The organism is Anaerobacillus arseniciselenatis, assembly GCF_001865995.1.
Lineage (GTDB): Bacteria > Bacillota > Bacilli > Bacillales > Anaerobacillaceae > Anaerobacillus > Anaerobacillus arseniciselenatis.
In genome coordinates this window covers 41965-60233 of sequence record NZ_MLQQ01000021.1, presented here as the reverse complement: position 1 = coordinate 60233, position 18269 = coordinate 41965, and the positions used below count along the sequence as shown (strand labels likewise).

Genomic DNA, 18269 nt, shown 5'->3' with positions numbered 1-18269 from the left:
CAGATCAGTCGGACATTTTTCATACAAAACGCTTTTGGCGATTAATCGACACCATCTAAAATGATAAGGTGGACACTTTCCCTCACTTCGCTGTGAAGCAACTGACCTCAATCACATCATGAGGTACATCTAAGAATTTACTTCAAGCAGTTTTGCGACGAGTAACCGCAGGAGCACTTCTATCGAATCTCAGAGGCTCGTTCACGAAAGCATCCACCTTTTTTTCATACAAAATCAAGATGACGGTAACCGTCACCAAAGCTACTGACCTCAATTACGTCATGAGACACATCTTAGATGCAGTTTTGCGACGAGTAACCGCAGCATTTCTTACTAATATGAGAAAGTCAGGTTTTGGGTTGGCCTAACCAACAAATTAACAAACTAACCAACTTTTCCTTACAAAACAAGGATACACATTCATTTGAATGAACGTGTATCCTTAATTTCGGCAGAATCATCATTTTTGTTATTCGATTATGCTGCATCTTTTTGTTTTATATTAAATTTGCTTGCAACCATTTGTCGTAAATAAGGAATTACCCAACGGTCACCACCGAATTTTCCAGCGTTATATCCTGCTGCTAAAACGAACATGGAGATTAATAGCATCCAAGGGTTTGTAGATACTGTACCAGCAAACATGAATGAGAAGTTCATCACGACACCGAAGAACACTGCTGCTGTAGTTAATACTCCTAAAATTAAGCCCAGTCCTACTAGTAACTCCCCCCATGCAACCATAATGCTAAACAAGTCTGCATTTGGAAGTGCGAAATTTTCAATAAATGCGTGATATCTTGGATAAGTTTCCATTACTGTTTCGTTATTGACGACACCGTTTAAATATCCACCTGCATTAAATGGATCACCTGTTACTTTTCCCCATCCCGCAGTTAACCATTGCCAACCTAAATATATTCTTAAAAATGTTAAAATACCTGCTGCATATACGTTATTTCTTAAAAAGTTCATAAACATAAGTTCTTCACTCCTTGTTTTGTATTTTTTACTAATTTGATAGTTTTTTGTTTTGTTAGTTTGTGTTAGTTAGCGCTATCTAACTTACTTTTATTATATTACATTCCCTTGTGAATGAATGAGCAAATAGTGACAACTCTGTTACCTTTCCTTGAATAAACTGTGACAAGCGAAAGTTAAGGGCTCCGGAACGTCTTTTTATGTCGTTATTTTTGTTTTTACCCCATAAAGTGGTTAACATAAACAATTTTAAGTTAATAAACTACGTTGTTTTTAAATCTACGAGTATATTTTAATGTTAAAGACATTTATATATTTTACGAGCATAAATATAATAAATGGTAAAATTTTCAACACATAACTGTATTTCTCTTTTTTTATAGATCACTGAATTGTTCAATTAGGAGGGAGAGCTATGTATCAGCAAGACGCACTAGCTAATATGGTTTCGATTATTCGAAAGGGGTTACCAAAAACAAATACACCTAAAAAAATCATTATAATCGGTGCAGGCTTAGCTGGATTAGTATCGGCCACATTATTAAAGGAAGCAGGACATCACGTCATAGTTTTAGAAGCTAGCAGTAGGGTTGGCGGACGAGTTTTCACGATGCGTGAACCTTTTTCGGAGGGACTTCACTTTGAAGCTGGAGCGAAACGGATTCCTACTACTCACTATCTCATGTGGGAGTATATTAATAAATTTAAATTAAAGTTTAATGAGTTTATAAACAGTACTCCAGATGACTGGCTTTATGTGAATGGCTTAAAAGCTCGGCGGTGGTACTACGAAGAAAATCCAGATTATTTCGGCTATCCAGTCGCACCTCACGAACGAGGAAAGACAGCTAGTGAATTATTAAGGTCTGTTGCCGAACCACTTTTCCCGTCCTTCGGAAGATATACTGATAGAAATATACCAACCCAAGTTGCTCAACATTTGGATCAATACTCCTTAGATTCTTTTTTGCGTCGAAACCCATTTGGTGAACCGTTGTCACCTGGGGCGATTGAAAAAGTAAACGTTATGATGGGGGTTCAAGGTTTTTCTGAATACAATGCCATTGACGTAATTAGGGCTTTCATGCCTGTCATCATGCCTGATGTAAGTTTTTATGAACTAACAGATGGTAATGATCAATTACCAAAAAAACTTTACCAACAATTAAAAGAAGAACTATATTTTAATGAGAGGGTTAGGAGCATTTGTTCGGACGTAAATGAAGTGAAAGTAACCGTTGAAAACACTAAAACAGGTCAATACTCAGAGGTAAGAGGCGATACGGCAGTTGTTGCTATCCCTTTTTCTGCTTTGCAACTCGTTGACCTTGAACCTTTTGATGCTTTTTCTAAGGAAAAGCGACGAGCAATTCGCGACCTTCGTTATATGCCAGCGACAAAAGTGGGGGTCGAATTTAAAAGTCGTTTCTGGGAGAAGGACGGTCTTTTTGGCGGTCACATGCTGACTGACCTCCCAAGTCGATTTACTTACTATCCTAGCCGCGACATAGGAAAGCCTGGACCTGCTATTGTTGTTGGTACTTATACGCTAGGAGATGATACGTTGCCTTGGGATAGTCAAACTGAAGGAGATAAGCTGAAATTTTTATTACATTATTTAGCAAAAGTTCATGGTGATGTCGTTTTTGATGAATTGGCTACTGCGGCTTCTTATGTTTGGCGACAAGACCCTTTTATTTGCGGTGATATTTCTGTATTAAAACCGGAAGATGGTACACAAATTGCCCCTTTCATTGCAACTCGTGAAGGGCGAGTTCATTTTACGGGAGAGCATACATCTTCGCACCCTGCCTGGATGGAAGGCGGGATTGAATCTGGGATTCGCGTTGCTTTAGAAGTAAACAATAGATAACCATACAAAACTAGCATGAAAGCTTTTGGCTGCGACCATTTAGAATGTCAAAGTCGCGTGCTCATTTTTCACCTTTCCAACTTTTTTACAAACAAACAAGGATACACATTCAATTTAATGAACGTGTATCCTTCGTTTGGGCAACATTAGCTTTGTTTTAATTAAGTTATGCTGCATCTTTTTGTTTTAAATTGAATTTGCTTGCAACCATTTGTCGTAAATAAGGAATTACCCAACGGTCACCACCGAATTTTCCTGCGTTATATCCTGCTACTAAAATGAACATTGACAGTAATAACATCCAAGGGTTTGTAGATACTGTACCAGCAAACATGAATGAGAAGTTCATTACGACACCGAAGAACATTGCAGCTGTTGTTAATACTCCTAAAATTAATCCAAGTCCAACTAGTAACTCTCCCCAGGCAACCATAATGCTAAACAAATCGGCATTTGGAAGGGCGAAATTTTCAATAAATGCGTGATATCTTGGATAAGTTTCCATCACTGTTTCGTTATTGACGACACCGTTTAAATATCCACCTGCATTAAAGGGGTCACCTGTCACTTTACCCCACCCTGCTGTTAACCATTGCCAACCTAAATATATTCTTAAAAATGTTAAAATACCCGCTGCATATACGTTATTTCTTAAAAAGTTCATAAACATTAGCTCATCACTCCTATTTTTTATTTTTACTATAGTGAATATCATAATTACCTAAATTGAGCCATATCAATCTGTATGTAGTTGCGAGCGGTTTAACGCAACTACATACAGTACTTAATGGTGAAAATATTGAATTATGAAATTCACTAATTTGATAGTTTATTGTTTTGTTAGTTTATGTTAGTTGGCGCTATCTAACTTACTTTTATTATATTACATTTAACTATTAACGAACGTGTTAATAGTGACAACTGTGTTACCGTTCCTTGACTAAACTGTGACAAAACTCACCCAATGCAAATGATTTGTCTTTATAGTTTCCTAGACCAAAAAACCAAATGACTAGTCAGCCATTTGGTCTTTGTGATTAAATATAATATTTTTTGAATTCTAATTAAATCTTTCTACTAAATTATAATAGTGTCCACCTCACACGGACATTTTAGCGATTTGTCCACGGGGGGTGTCTGACACCATGTGAGAAGTTCACATTCTTACCGCTACCTAAGCGTCGACTTTAAATTTATCGACAGAGTCTTGAAGGTCTTGTGCACGCTCATTTAACGTATGGACAGATGAGGTGATCTCTTCCATTGATGCTAACTGTTCCTCAGAAGAAGCTGCAATTTTATGGGCATTCTCTTCACATTGATGTGCACTCTTTGTTGTTTCTTTTACGTTCGCGACAACTTTCTCAATCGAACCACTCATTTTTAATGCTAAGCTGGAAACTTCACTTACTTGTTGTTCTACACTACTCGTAGCTGAGACAATTTTTTCAAATCCTTCTCCAGTCATATTGACGACGTTAATACCTTCTTTAGCATCTGCTAAGACTTTTTCCATTGAGCTTTTAGCTCTTTCTGTATCTGACTGCACTTCTTGAATTAACTGGTAAATATTTTTTGAAGAACGTGCCGACTCTTCAGCTAATTTCCGTACTTCATCAGCAACAACGGAAAAACCTTTTCCATTCTCTCCCGCACGTGCCGCTTCAATGGCCGCGTTTAACGCTAATAAGTTCGTTTGTTCGGCAATACCAGTAATTACATCGATGATTTCCCCGATACTTTTCGATTTTTTATCTAGCTCTTCAATAACCGCAAAAGATGTATCAATTGATTGACTGATTGTATTCATTTGGTTAATCGTATTGGTCACTAGTTGGCTACCATTTTGAGCTTCCTCTGACGTATTGTGTGATGATTGAACTACATCATTAGACGTCTCAATCACAACATTAAGTCCTGATGCTAGTTCGTTGATCGATTGATCTATTTCTTGAGCAGCGATGAGTTGGTCTTCAATCACCCTTGTAATCCCTTCAATTGAATATGTGATTTGCTCGCTAGCTTTAGCCGTATCTTCAGTAACCATTGATAGTTCTTGAGAAGATGCTGTAAGCTCATGAGCAACGGATTGATTAGACTGAACGAGATTTTTTATCGACAAAGTCATATGATTTAATGAGTTAGAGATATCTTTCATTTCATCTCTAGTCATTATTTTCACCGACTGAGTTAAGTCACCTTCAGCAATTCGTGATGAAGCTTGTTCAACCTCAATAATATTATCTTTAATCGCTGTATAAAAAGCGATAAAAATATACGCTAATAAAATCATTGTTATCGCAAGAATCACAGTAATCGTATTTCTACTAGATTTTAAATCACTTATTCTTTCAACTAGCCTTTCATCTAACAACTGTGCATTTAATTGTAAAAATTCATAGTATCCATCAATGGCATCTGTTGTAAAATCAAAGTAATCGTTTGGATTAATCGCTATAGAATTACTATTTAAAAATTCCGTTTCTAGTTTCTCAATCAAAATATTTACATTTTCAATCGCTACAGAGCTTTGTTCAGATAGGAGTTGATACAAACTATTGTCCTCCCTATAAATCGCTTCGATGGAACGTTCGACATTGTGTACTTGGTTTTCAAGCGATTGCTTTAGTTGAGAGAGCTGAAAGTTTTCCTCATCATTAATATTACCTCTTGTAGCAATACCAGTTCCTACGGCCCTAGATTGTCCCATTAATTCAGTGATCAGCGGTAGCCTGTCAACGACTAACACAACCATATGATAGTTTACAAGATCATAATCTAAAAATAATGAGGATTCTCCTGCAATCGTTGCAGCAAAGTCAAATATATCGATCATTAAATTATTATGAAGTTCAATTGCTTCTGGAGCGATATATGAAAATAAGTTCGTAGTTATCGAATTCCATTGATCTTTAACGTACTGAAAATCTTCTCTAATACTATACCTATCGTTATCATCATTAATTAAATGTTCAATATTGTTATATAGTTGATTTATATCCTCTTGTCGTTCGTTAATTGCTCCTGCAACCGCTTCGTCACCACTTAAATATCCCGATGAAAGCCCGCGGTGCTGTTGAGTGTATTGAACAATGGATCGAATTTCTTCTATATATACTAAACCGTTTCGTTCACTTTCTGAAACGCGAATATCTTCCATCATTCCATCGATGTATAAAAATGTTATGATTGAGATCGGTATAAAAATAATAATAAAAATAGATATGAACTTTTGGAAAAATGTGAGTTTATTAAGTACATATTTTACTGGTTTAATAGACGATTTCATATGGAACTCCCCTCTATGTCACAAAATTTTACAGTATAAATACACTGTATCAAAACTCCTTATAAAAATCCGGGATTCCCCCGACAAAATTGAGTCAATTGTGTGACAAAACCCTATTGCATTCGACAGTTTTCGTTAAAATACTAAAGAGACTCGCCAACTAGCGAGCCTCATAAAGACAAAGTTTATTCACTTCCTGGAAGATCTGGCTCCGTAAAAATCGGTGGTTCCCCGCCCAAAACTTTTAAGAAAGCAAGTAAATCAGCTTTTTCCTCTTCCGTTAAGTTGATGTTACTCATAAACATGTTCATAAAAATACTCGTATTTGGGTGTCCGTCACCGCCACGATTGTAAAATTCGATGACTTCTTCCAACGTTTCGATACTACCGTTATGCATGTATGGCGCAGTATGAGTAATCCCATATAAGCTTGGGGTTCGGAACCTACCTAAATCATCTTCGTCTCCTGTAACTGCATAACGTCCTTCATCATCAGAGTTAAGCCCAATATTATAAAATTCATTATCAGATAAATTTTCTCCGTTGTGACACGTAATACAAAAGGCATCTCCACTAAACAATTCAAGACCGCGAATTTCTTGGGAATTTAGTGCCTCTTTATCCCCTTGTAGAAACTGATCATAACGAGTGTCTTTTACGACAATTTGCCGTTGAAATGCCGCAAGTGCTTTTCCAACATTCTCTTCTGTGATGCCATCTTCAAACGCTGCTAAAAAAAGTGCTTCGTACCCTTCAATCCCTTTTAGTTTTTCGATAAGTTCATCAAGTGGTAGATTCATTTCATGAGGATCTTGAATAGGACCTAACGCCTGCTCTTCCAAGGTCGCAGCTCGACCATCCCAAAAGAACGATGTATAGTACGCTGAGTTAATAATAGTTTGCGAGTTTCTCGGACCATCCTCACCAGTATACGTTTCAAATGTTGCTCTACCATCACCATAACCTAACTCAGGATCATGACAAGTCGCGCAACTAACTTGATCATTTCCAGATAAACGTGGATCAAAAAATAACATTTGTCCTAATTCTAGAACTTCTGCGGTCATCGGATTATCCTCCGGAATTGGTACGTCCCCTAGAGGAACAAGTCCATCGATCGTTCTTACAAAAGATTGGTCGTGTTCATTTTCATTCGTTTCCCCTACTGATTTTGGTTCAGGTTCAGACGCCTGCAGAGCTTGGTTAGTTGAACAGGCAGCTAAACTAATGCTTACTAACATGATGATCGATAAAAAAATCAATGGTTTTATCACGTTTTCAGCCCCCTTTCACATATATTACTAATTTTTTATTAAAAATAATTATCAAATAGTTTCTAATACTAGTATAGTATAAGTTTAGTTATGATTAGGGGGATTATTGTGACAAAGTCATTAAAAATATAGAGATTTGGACGTACCTCAACCACCTAAATTACATTTGTTTTTATCGGCCATCTTTTTGCTCCTTTAAATAAACAGTTCCTTGAGTGAATTCCATAAACTCTATAAACTTATAATACTTTTCTTTTATTCTTATCTTTTTTACTTTCTTTTTCGAGCTCTTTATACCAAAGGCTATGACGCTCTTTCACGTAATCTTTGTCAACATAACCAGTAAACATTCCAGGCAACATTTTACGATTGGCTTTTACGAGAAATGCCCCAAGATGCATCACAATGCCGATAATAATTAAAACCATCGCTAAGTTATGAAGTTGAGCGCCCCAAAGTAAAACACCGTTACTTGGCTGAACGCCGGAGATGTTCTTGATTACTTTAATGATTCCTGTGACAATAACTAATCCAATTGAAAATGCAAAAAACGCATAAGCTAAACGTTGTTCAGGTAAATATTTTTCACTTGGCGGCTCATGTTTTCGCAAGACCATCGCTTTTATAATTTCATAAGAAGCTTTTACATCACCCTTTTTCGGGATAATCTGAAATTCCTTCCGCATGAAATGATAAAAGAGATGATAAAAAACAACAAACATTAATATCGCCGCAAAAATATAATGAACCCAAAGAGTAGCTTCATAGCTTAATAACCACTGTGTTCCAAAGGGTTGGACGAGTAAATACCTTCCATATAAAGGCATTTGACCCATCCCAGTAATTATTAACATGAAAATTGATATCGCAGTCACCCAATGAACAAAACGATTAGATAGCGGCTGTCTAAGAATTTTCTCTTTCTTTGTTTTCATCAAAAACGCCCCCTTCGCTCTTTTTACCTTTTAATGTTTTGTAAGCAGCAATCCCCGCCGTTGCTGCACCTGCAATCGGAGCCACTAAAGTTGCAAGTACTAGACCGTGCGCCGAATCTAACATATTTTCAACTTTTGGTTCCATCGTTGGACGGCCATCCGGACGCGGAGTTCCATCATGATTTTTTGCCTTGCTTTTGACAATTGCATCATTAATTTTGTCGAATGGAACTTTTGATACATAAAACGTTAACGTTCCACCGTTTTCTTCGTTTCCATACACATACCCACTAATTTCTTCTGCTTTTACTTCTGCAAGCTTTCTCATTTGGTCTACTGGACCAAATTCAATGGCTCCTGTTGGACATGATGTTTCACATGCTGGTTTTTCACCTTTGGCCAAAAAGTCACTACACATATCGCATTTATACATGACTCCACCACCCGCTAAATCAGGAGCAAGGTGCATATAAACTCCGACCCCCGCTTGACGTTGTGGAATATCCCAAGGGCAAACGTCTCTACATTTCGCGCCTCCCATACAGAAAAATTCATCAATCTTTACAGCGCCTTGTTCTGATTTCTCAATAACACCAAATGGACATAACTTTTGACACGGTGCATCTATACAGTGCATACAGCGCCTTGGAACTGAAACTGTTTCAGTAACGCCATCGTGAGAAACTTCTACTTGATCGACAAACGTCCAATTATATGGTGTTAAACGATCTGTTCGGTCTTGTTCCTGTGAGTAATCCTCATGTCTTTTTTGAGGCCAGTAATCTTTAAGTGGCCCTTCTGGTTGTGGAAGACGATGCTCATTTTTCGTTTTACAAGCCGTAACACATAATGGCGTATCGTAATTCGCACACCCATCACACTTCGTTAAGTCAATAATGGAAGCAACATAACCATTAACCTTGTCTTCATCCCGTTCTGCAAATACTGAATTACTTGTCGCTGCTACTACCCCAGCAGTAACCGTCGCTTGTGCCGAACGTTTTAAAAACGTTCGACGGTCTAGTTTGTTTTTTTCTGTCATTATCATTAACCCCCTCAAACCCTTATCAGTTTATTTGTTTTACTTGGATATTTATTTTGTTGAACATACCCTCATCGGTATATCTGTATATGTATAATAACACATCTCTATATACTCGTGTGGGTATATTTCAAAATCTTTCATTAAAAATTTTTAAAAAAGCATTTTAATGCAATTGCTTCATTATATTAAAAAGTTGTGTCATCGAATGAGTGCTCTTAAAACATAAGGTAAGTAACCGTCTTAAGGTTTATTTAGGAGGGGTTCTTGGATAATTTCTTCATTAATCAAATAATAATTTCTGATTGGAATAAGTTTTAATTTTTATTTAAAAATTAGGAAGGTAATATCTTTTGCATGCTTGAAAGTGATTTTTAAAGGTGTTGACAGAAATAAACATACCCTGTATAGTATAGATATACCCAATGGGGTATACAGGCGAACAAAAGGAAAGGGGCGTGAAACAGTTTATGAAAAATATTTATATGTTCCCGCAAAAATATATATTAGTTAGTGTGCCTTTAACGTTAATACTTGGATTTATTATCGGCACTATCGTAGACACTTCATTTTTGAGGGGTACGATTTTAATCGCTACCATTATTATGATTTATGCGACATTGATTGGTTTTAAGCTAAAAGAGTTAACTTCAGTCAAGGGATCAAAAATACTTGGAGCGTCGATTGTTATTAACTTCGTCGTTATTCCAGTGGTTGCTTATCTTTTAGGTAGCGTATTTTTGACAGAGTACCCGATAATGTTTGCTGGATTAGCTCTAGCCGCCTTATTACCGACAAGTGGGATGACGATATCATGGACTGCTCTTCAAAAAGGGAACGTACCTGCCTCTGTGAAGTTAACAGTTTTTGGTCTAACTATCGGTTCAATTATTACGCCTTGGTATTTACTTGTGATGGTAGGACAATACGTGAATATCGACATTTTAGCAACCATGAGAACTATAGCATTAGTCGTTTTTTTACCGATGTTTTTAGGGCATATTACGTTTAAGTTATTATTACGAAAGTACACACTTGAACAGTTTCAAAAACTAGTCAAACCAAATTTAGCTCCTTTAAGTATTTGGGCGATGTTATATGTTGTTTTTGTTAGCATTAGTACGCAAGCAACGATGATTGCAGAAAATTTACAGTTAATCTTCATAGCGATCGTTGTATTAATTGCTTTTTATGGCTTAAATTACGTGTTAAGTACATTTGTTGCTCTTAAATTTTTTAATAGAAATGATGGGATTGCACTCGTCAATGGAACTGTTTTAAGAAACCTTTCTATTGCGATTGGGCTTGCCGCTACAGCCTTTGGAGCTGAAGCTGCACTAATTGTCACGATTGCCTTTGTCGTTCAACAACAAAGTATCGCTTACTATGGAAAGCTTTCAAATAAATATTGGTTTAAGATGAGTGAAAAACCTCAAACACCATAAAAGGTGTTATAAAATATTTTTCATAATGTTTTCACGCTCGGAAGAAAACTTTTTTTAAAAAAAATCTGTTAAAAATATCATATAAAAATAAATTAAAACTAACGAAAGAGAGTGATCAACTATGAATAAAATGACATTAATGGTGAATGCAAAAACAGAAGGAATTACAGTTACAGCGAAGGCTGGAAAGCATGAGTTTATTATAGATGAAGGAAAACAAATGGGAGGACAAGATTTAGGTCCAAATCCATTACAATCTGTATTAGGAGCATTAGCAGCTTGTGAAAATGTAACAGCTCGTTTCATTGCCCGAGAAATGAATTTTGACCTTCAAGACATCTCATTTAAAATTAAAGGTGAATTCGATCCTAAAGGTTTCATGGGAGACCCATCGGTTCGTCCTTATTTTGAAACAGTAACTGTGGAAGCAACGGTAACAACTAGTGAAAGTGACGATCGAATTAAAGAAATGCAAGAGAAGGTTGAAGCACGCTGCCCAGTTTACACGATGCTAAAAGCAGCAAATGTAGAACTCAACGATACTTGGACAAAAGGATAATAATTTCTTGATTTTAGATAACTTTTCAGTAATTCTACAACATCGGTTAAACTCCCACCCAACTGGCGAGTATATTTACTGTGAGGGTTTCGCAATCAAAAAAACTAAGGCTTTCGCCACAATATGGCGGCAAGCCTTAGTTTTCTTTTATATAATAATATTTCCAAAAAGTTCGTGTCCACCTCAGACGGACATTTTAACGATTTGTCCACGAGCGGTGTCAGACACCTAATTTAAATTTGCTAACTTCAACTTGGAGTTTTTCGGCCATTTGTGAAAGGCTTTCGGCAGCGGAAGCTATTTCTTCCATCGTTGCCATTTGTTCTTCTGCAGAAGCGGCAACATTTTGTGAGTACACAGATGATTGTTCTGCGATATTTGCTGCATCTTCAATCGATCCTACCATTGTTTCAGACCCTGCTTTAATTTGCTCAACTGAAGCAGAAACTTCTTGGATTTGTTTTGAGATATCATCGATCGAAGAAGAAATGGTATGAAATTCTTTGCCAGCCTCATTAACATAAGTTAACCCTTCTTGGACAGAAGAACGCCCCTCACCCATGACCACTACTGAATTTTCAATATCTTTTTGAATATCTTGGATTAAACTACTAATCTGACTCGCTGAATTATTGGATTGCTCAGCAAGCTTTCGTACTTCATTGGCAACGACAGCAAATCCTTTTCCATGTTCTCCAGCTCTCGCCGCTTCAATGGCAGCATTTAGCGCGAGTAAGTTCGTTTGTTCAGCAACTGCAGTAATTAATGAAATAATACTACCAATTTCTTTAGATTTATCTCCTAAGTTTGTAACGACCTCGGAAATTTCACTTGTTTTCAAATTAATGGTGTTCATTTGATTAATCGCTTTATTTACAACTTCAACACCATTCTTTGATCTTTCTTCAGCAACTGTTGTTGAGCTTGAAACAACATCGACACTACTTACGATTTGCTGCATTCCGTAAGAAATATCGTTAACGATTTCACGGACCTGGTTCGTGCTTTCAACTTGTTTTTCAGCTCCAGATGCAACTGATTGGATGGCTTCCGTAATTTGGTTTGTTGCTCTACTCGTTTCTTCCGCACTACTCGTTAATTCCTCGGATGAACCAGCAACATGTTCAGCGCCCGTCGAGATTTCTGAGACCGTCTCGCGTAGGTTACTTGCCATTTCATTAAAAGATTCGTTTAGTTCATGGATTTCGTCACGACTTTTAACATTAATTCGTTCAATAGCGAGATTACCAGTAGCTAATTGTTTCGCTGTTTTTGATAGACTAATAATTGGCTTAGAAATAACATTTGAAATTATGATACCAAAAGAGATAGCAATAACTATTGCAACTACACTATTTATCACAACTAAAAACATCGCTCGACTTACTTGGCTCGACGCTTGTGAAGTTCTTTCCTCTGAGAGTTCGCTAAGCAAACCATTTAAAGATTGAACAGCCTCTCTTATTTCACGGGCTTGAGGTATCACATGGTTGTTTGTATAGTTAATTGCCTCATCCATATTAATACGAGTCAAAGATATAGCATGGTCAGCTAAACCTTTATATTCATTATTCAATTGTTCGATTTGATTGAATTGTTCTATGGTTTCAGGGAGAGTACTAAGCTCTCTTCCTTCTTGTATTGCAATATTGATTTGTTGGTTAACAGCATCTAATTGTTCCCGTTCATTTGCGTCTTCAGTTAATAAATAACCACGCAAATGTACACTCTGTTGATTAACATTGCCATCGATCGTTAAACCAATCATATTTAATTCATTAACAACATCATTTAAATAAGTATACGTATCATTAATTTGTTTTATATTTAAATAAGAAACAATACTGCCAATTCCAAAAATGATGCAGACTATTAAAAAACTAGCGATTAATTTCGTTTTTAGTTTAATATTCATCGTCTTCTCCTCTTATTTTACTTCAAATCTATAATTCTCTTATATTATAGTCCTGTTTTGGTGATTTACAACGATTATTATTTGTAAAATTTGTGTAAAGTTACGCAACGAGAAACTGCCTCTAAAAGTTCGGTGTTCCAACAGTCCAACCTTCCAACTTTCTGCTTACCAATTAACCAACTGTCAATTTTTACGCATAAAAATATTATTAAACTATTTCGATATTTCAAAAGGTATAATAGATTATTCGTAGAATTTAATATAATTAGTATTTAATACAGGAGCGGTGAGAAAAGTGAGTTCAGTATCAACCAATACTTATTTAATAGGTTTTTTCGAAAAAAACGAAAACAGGATATTAGAAGATTGGTGGGAAAATATATTAATTGATGCCACCGATACACAAAAGCAAGTAATAAAAGAAAACGGCTACCTCATGTACCAGCTAGTAAAAAGGACATTAACCGATACTTTACGTGACGATGACCTTAAACAACTTGCTCATAAAGTCGCTAAAGAACGTGTCGAAGCAAACATTAATATTGGAGATTTTGTCCACAATGTAAATTACGGCCGCTCACTTATCATTAAACAAACTTTTTTATCTGGAATTGAAATTGAACAACTTCAAGCAGTGATTGATAAAATCAATTTAAAATTTGATCACTTTATTTTTTTAGCTGTAAAAAGATATACATTTTTAAAAGAAGAAGAGATTGAAGAGAAGAATTACTTTATCAACCAATCACATAAAGATAAGCTTACTTTGCTTGGCCAAATGTCTTCAAGTTTCGTTCATGAGTTTAGAAATCCATTAACCTCAGTCATCGGGTTTGTGAAATTACTAAAAACAGATTATCCTAATTTAAAGTATATAGATATCATTGACCACGAACTCGATCAACTGAAGTTTCGAATAACGCAATTCCTTCATACTTCTAAAAATGAAGGAGCACAAGAGCAACGGAAAGAGATTTTAAAAGTACATCTATTGTTAGAAGATATTATTCAATTCTTATACCCTAGCATTGTCGATATCGATGTCGATGTGACGTCTAATTTTAAGACAGATGCACAAGTTAGTGCTAATAAAAATGAAATTAAACAAGTATTTTTAAATATATTGATGAACTCAATCGATGCGATTACCAAAAAAGAAAAACCTCGTAAAATCACCGTTTGTTCTTTTACTGAAGGTGATGAGGTTATCATTAACATATCTAACAACGGACCACGTATCCCTGATAAAACAATGAACATCATTTTTGAACCTTTTTATACGACAAAAGAATTAGGAACTGGAATTGGCTTATTTGTTTGCCGAAAAATTATTGAGAAACATAGCGGCAGTATTTCATGCTTTTCTAACGATAAAATTACAACATTTAGTACTCGCTTACCTTTATTAGAAGCAACTGAAAACGGGGCTACCCCATAAGTATCTGACACCATGTAGAACTTACTAAATATAGGCGTATAAATTAATTATCCGTCTATATTTGGTGCCAAACGGTGTCTGACACTTTATTTTTGGATAGCCCCTTTAATACTACTTTTCAATTATTCCACTGGAGACAGACATTTTACGTTTTTGTCCACGGCGGGTGGGAGACACCAAAGATTGTAATCCTCTTTTTATGTCTTCGAATAGCATGTAGACAGATGGGATTAGTAGCAATGTAATTAACGTTGCAAACAGTAGCCCTGAAATGATGACTATCGCAAGTGGTGATTGATAATTACTTGCTGCACCCGAGGCGATCGCCAACGGGAACATGCCACCTGCTGTTGTTAATGTTGTCATAAAAATCGGACGTATACGGTTTTTTCCAGCTTCAACTACGGCATCCTTAACATCATACCCCTCTAGTCTTAATTGCTTCGTACGGTCGATTAACAAAATCGCATTATTTAAAACGATCCCGATTAAGAACACCATCCCCATTCCCGAAAGTACACTTAACTCCGATTGTGTGATTAATAAACCTAACAATGCACCTGTTGCTGTCATTGGAATGATTGACATAACGATAAACGGATGGATCAAACTATTAAATTGGACAGCCATAACTACGTAAACAAGGAAAATCGCAATTCCTAAAATCATTAACATTTCTTGTTGTGCTTCTTGTTGCTCTTGCAAGCTACCACCGACTCCTATTGTGTAGCCAGCAGGTACGTTAAAATCAGATAGGAGCTCTTCAATATCACGATTGACTGAGCCTAAATCTCTATCTTCAAGATCGGCCATTACCGTTATCATTCTTTCGCCGTCTTTTCTTTTAATCTCTGAAGGAACTTCAGTTGGCATTAAGTCGATATACGTTGATAATTTTTGCATACCGCCCATCGTTGGGATTTCTTGTTCTAAAAAACTTGATTTATCATTGATGTCTATGTTTGTTGTCACGAAGATGGATGATGCTGTATCACTAAGCCTTATTTCGCCTACAGGTATACGCGAAGACCACTCTTGAAATTGTCCGAATACTTGAAGTGCCGTCACGCCATCTTCTTTCATCTGATCTGTTTTTAATTCAATTAACTCTTCATTTAGTTTCCGGTTTGCTGATGATGTTATTCCAACAAGGCCTTCAACAGAAGTCATTTCACTTATAACGTTAGAGGCGATTTCACTCAGTTGTTCTAGATCATTCCCTTTAATTTCAAGAACTACCGGATAACTCATTCCTGTAAAGTCTGCTGTTGCTACTCCTATTATCGGGTATTCATCTTGAAGGTCACGTAAAGCTCTATTAATATTTTCATTCACTATTCTCTGCTCGACAGTAGCTTCTTCTTCAGGTGTCATATTGATCAGCAAATAAAACATATCGATATTATCATTAATTAAATTGCTTTCAACATCGTCAATGGCAGAAATTTTTTGATTGATTTTAAGCGCTACTTCTTCACGTTCTGCTGGAGTGAGACCACTCTCAAGTTGAACCATTAGCTCTGCATATCGATTTAATACATCAGGCATTACAGTCATTGGGATTTTTGTTACTAACATGATCGAGCTAATAAAAACAACCATAAAAATTGTAATTATACTATAGCGATTACGTTTTTTCCTCGTAATCCAAGAAACGAGCTTTCCATATTTACTAATAATAACCCCTTCGCTACGCGCTCTTTTCTTCTTTTTTAATTTCAAGAAATTCTCACTTAACGTTGGAATTAATGTAAAAGCTACAATAACGGAACTTACGAGCGTAACGACTACAATTAAGGAAAGAATGACCATAAACTGACCCATCTCACCACCAAGTAATCCAATCGGTACAAATACGACAATCGTTGTCAACATTGATGCAAAAACTGCTGTTGCTACTTCTTTTACCCCTTGTAAAACAGCCTCAAGGTTTTGTAAGCCTTGCTCTTTTTTACGGTAAATCGATTCCAAAATAACGATTGAAGAATCTACCATCATTCCGATACCTAGCCCTAAACCGATAAGTGTTAATATATTGAAACTATGGTCAAACAGCCACATTCCAGTAAATGTTAAGAGGATCGATAACGGGATCGATAAGGCGATAATCATCGTTGCGCGAAGGTTTCGTAAAAATAAGATGAGAATAACTAATGCAAGTAACCCTCCAATTAAAACATTCGTACTTACACCTTCGAGCGCATCTGTAACATAGTCTGCTTGTGCAACTAACTCGTTAAGTTGAAATCCATTGACAAGGCCTTCTGCTCTTATTTTTTCAATTTCTGCTCTGACACTCTCTGCCATCTCTATCTGTGTCGTACCATTTGCTCGACCAATCTGTACAAAAATAAAGTCTCTATCACCATTTTGCCAACCAATCGATGTTGATGTGTTTTTCTCTTCAAATACTTTTGCTATTTCATTAAGTTCAACGATCCCTTGAGCAGATGGGATTTGAAGATTTTTAATATCATCTAACTCATTAAATGAAGTCGTCCACCGGACTGTCGGCTTACCTTCTTCTTCCTCTAAGGTGGCTACAGAAGTATCGATATTCGATTGCTGAATGATTTGAATCACTTGTTGTTGAGTAAGACCGTTCTCTTGTAGCTTTTGTAAATTCAACTCGACGATTACTTCTTTTTCTTCGAAACCGTTAAGAGAAACTGTACGAACTTCTGGTAATGCTTCGAGCCTTGATTTCAGCGTTTTCTTTGCAAATTGAGACATCTCAGCGTTTGAGCCATTCGTAATTGTCATATAAAATTCATACGGTTGCTCTGTAGAAAACTGGAATGTTGATATAAAATCAACCCCACTAAGATCGTTTTCAAACCCTCGCATTGTACTTTCAATCTCTGTATAAACTTCTTCACCTAATCCTTCTTCTGCCATGACGATAATTGAACTTACTCCGACAGATGACGAACTATCAATGGACTTAATACCATTAATATTTTGCAATACTTGTTCTATTGGCTTAGTTACTTGTTCTTCAACATCTAGCGTTGTCATTTGACCCGCACTAGCATAAATTTGGGCTCCATCAAATGAAATGGCTGGGAATAATTCACGGTCAAGCTTGTTAGCTGCAAATATCCCCACTATAAAAATAAATACTACCATCAAAGTAACTAATATCTTCCGACCAATGATAAAACGTAACAACTGCAATTACTTCTCCCCCTTTTTTCCTCAAACAAATAAATTATACACCAAATGGTTATTTTTGGTAATATTTTTCTAGGATAACAGTTCATGTTTGTGACTTTATTACCTTGACTTAATATTATTTGAAATTTACAGTAAGTGGAATGATCTGGAGTCTGAATTTAACTAAGACTTAAGGCGTAGGGAGTTTTGAGTTTTGAGTTTGTGTAAGAAGCTGGTTTGGGGCGTATTTTCGGAGTTAGGTGCGTATTTCTTTTTTTTGGGGCATATCTTCAAATTTCAGGGCGTATTTCCCTAGTTTTTGATGTGTATCTTTGTTTCTCCGTGTAACGACATAGGTACAA

12 protein-coding genes are annotated in these 18269 nt (G+C 36.3%); 4 read left to right on the top strand and 8 right to left on the bottom strand.

The features are described from left to right. Positions 1 to 477: 477 nt before the first annotated feature. Positions 478 to 981, bottom strand: coding sequence for a DoxX family membrane protein (locus BKP35_RS10860; protein WP_071313377.1), 504 nt, complete (start codon positions 979 to 981; stop codon positions 478 to 480). A gap of 415 nt (positions 982 to 1396) precedes the next feature. On the opposite strand from BKP35_RS10860, the gene BKP35_RS10855 reads away from it, so the two are divergent. Beyond that, positions 1397 to 2854 carry a flavin monoamine oxidase family protein gene (locus tag BKP35_RS10855; protein WP_071313376.1) on the top strand — a complete coding sequence of 486 codons (1458 nt, stop codon included), beginning with the start codon at positions 1397 to 1399 and terminating at the stop codon, positions 2852 to 2854. A gap of 166 nt (positions 2855 to 3020) precedes the next feature. Here the strand turns inward: BKP35_RS10855 and BKP35_RS10850 are convergent, their stop codons facing one another. The 5 genes from BKP35_RS10850 to BKP35_RS10830 all read right to left on the bottom strand — a co-directional run bounded on the left by BKP35_RS10850 (position 3021) and on the right by BKP35_RS10830 (position 9394). After that, the gene (locus BKP35_RS10850) at positions 3021 to 3524 is read right to left on the bottom strand and encodes a DoxX family membrane protein (RefSeq protein WP_071313375.1); all 504 of its coding nucleotides are present in this window, start codon (positions 3522 to 3524) and stop codon (positions 3021 to 3023) included. A gap of 504 nt (positions 3525 to 4028) precedes the next feature. Continuing rightward, positions 4029 to 6143, bottom strand: a complete 2115-nt coding sequence (locus BKP35_RS10845) for a methyl-accepting chemotaxis protein (protein WP_071313374.1) — start codon at positions 6141 to 6143, stop codon at positions 4029 to 4031. 185 nt (positions 6144 to 6328) lie between these two features. Further along, the gene (locus BKP35_RS10840; protein WP_139192855.1) at positions 6329 to 7417 is read right to left on the bottom strand and encodes a cytochrome-c peroxidase; all 1089 of its coding nucleotides are present in this window, start codon (positions 7415 to 7417) and stop codon (positions 6329 to 6331) included. Between the two features lie 239 nt (positions 7418 to 7656). Further along, positions 7657 to 8352: a formate dehydrogenase subunit gamma gene (locus tag BKP35_RS10835; protein ID WP_071313373.1), complete on the bottom strand. Its 696-nt coding sequence runs from the start codon at positions 8350 to 8352 to the stop codon at positions 7657 to 7659. Continuing rightward, a complete protein-coding gene (locus BKP35_RS10830) occupies positions 8324 to 9394 on the bottom strand; it encodes a 4Fe-4S dicluster domain-containing protein (protein WP_071313372.1) in 1071 nt (356 codons plus the stop codon). The genes BKP35_RS10835 and BKP35_RS10830 overlap by 29 nt, the downstream gene beginning before the upstream one ends. Positions 9395 to 9864: 470 nt before the next feature. On the opposite strand from BKP35_RS10830, the gene BKP35_RS10825 reads away from it, so the two are divergent. Together BKP35_RS10825 and BKP35_RS10820 are read left to right on the top strand one after the other, a co-directional pair. Continuing rightward, on the top strand, positions 9865 to 10839 hold the full coding sequence (locus BKP35_RS10825) for an arsenic resistance protein (RefSeq protein WP_071313371.1): 975 nt from the start codon (positions 9865 to 9867) through the stop codon (positions 10837 to 10839). Between the two features lie 121 nt (positions 10840 to 10960). Beyond that, on the top strand, positions 10961 to 11398 hold the full coding sequence (locus BKP35_RS10820; RefSeq protein WP_071313370.1) for an OsmC family protein: 438 nt from the start codon (positions 10961 to 10963) through the stop codon (positions 11396 to 11398). Between the two features lie 220 nt (positions 11399 to 11618). Here BKP35_RS10820 and BKP35_RS10815 read toward each other — a convergent pair whose 3' ends face one another. Further along, on the bottom strand, positions 11619 to 13313 hold the full coding sequence (locus BKP35_RS10815; protein WP_071313369.1) for a methyl-accepting chemotaxis protein: 1695 nt from the start codon (positions 13311 to 13313) through the stop codon (positions 11619 to 11621). A gap of 295 nt (positions 13314 to 13608) precedes the next feature. Between BKP35_RS10815 and BKP35_RS10810 the strand changes: the two genes are divergently transcribed. Beyond that, positions 13609 to 14751 carry a histidine kinase N-terminal domain-containing protein gene (locus tag BKP35_RS10810; RefSeq protein WP_071313368.1) on the top strand — a complete coding sequence of 381 codons (1143 nt, stop codon included), beginning with the start codon at positions 13609 to 13611 and terminating at the stop codon, positions 14749 to 14751. A gap of 111 nt (positions 14752 to 14862) precedes the next feature. On the opposite strand, the gene BKP35_RS10805 is transcribed toward BKP35_RS10810, so the two are convergent. Continuing rightward, a complete protein-coding gene (locus BKP35_RS10805) occupies positions 14863 to 17928 on the bottom strand; it encodes an efflux RND transporter permease subunit (RefSeq protein WP_071313367.1) in 3066 nt (1021 codons plus the stop codon). Positions 17929 to 18269: the final 341 nt, after the last annotated feature.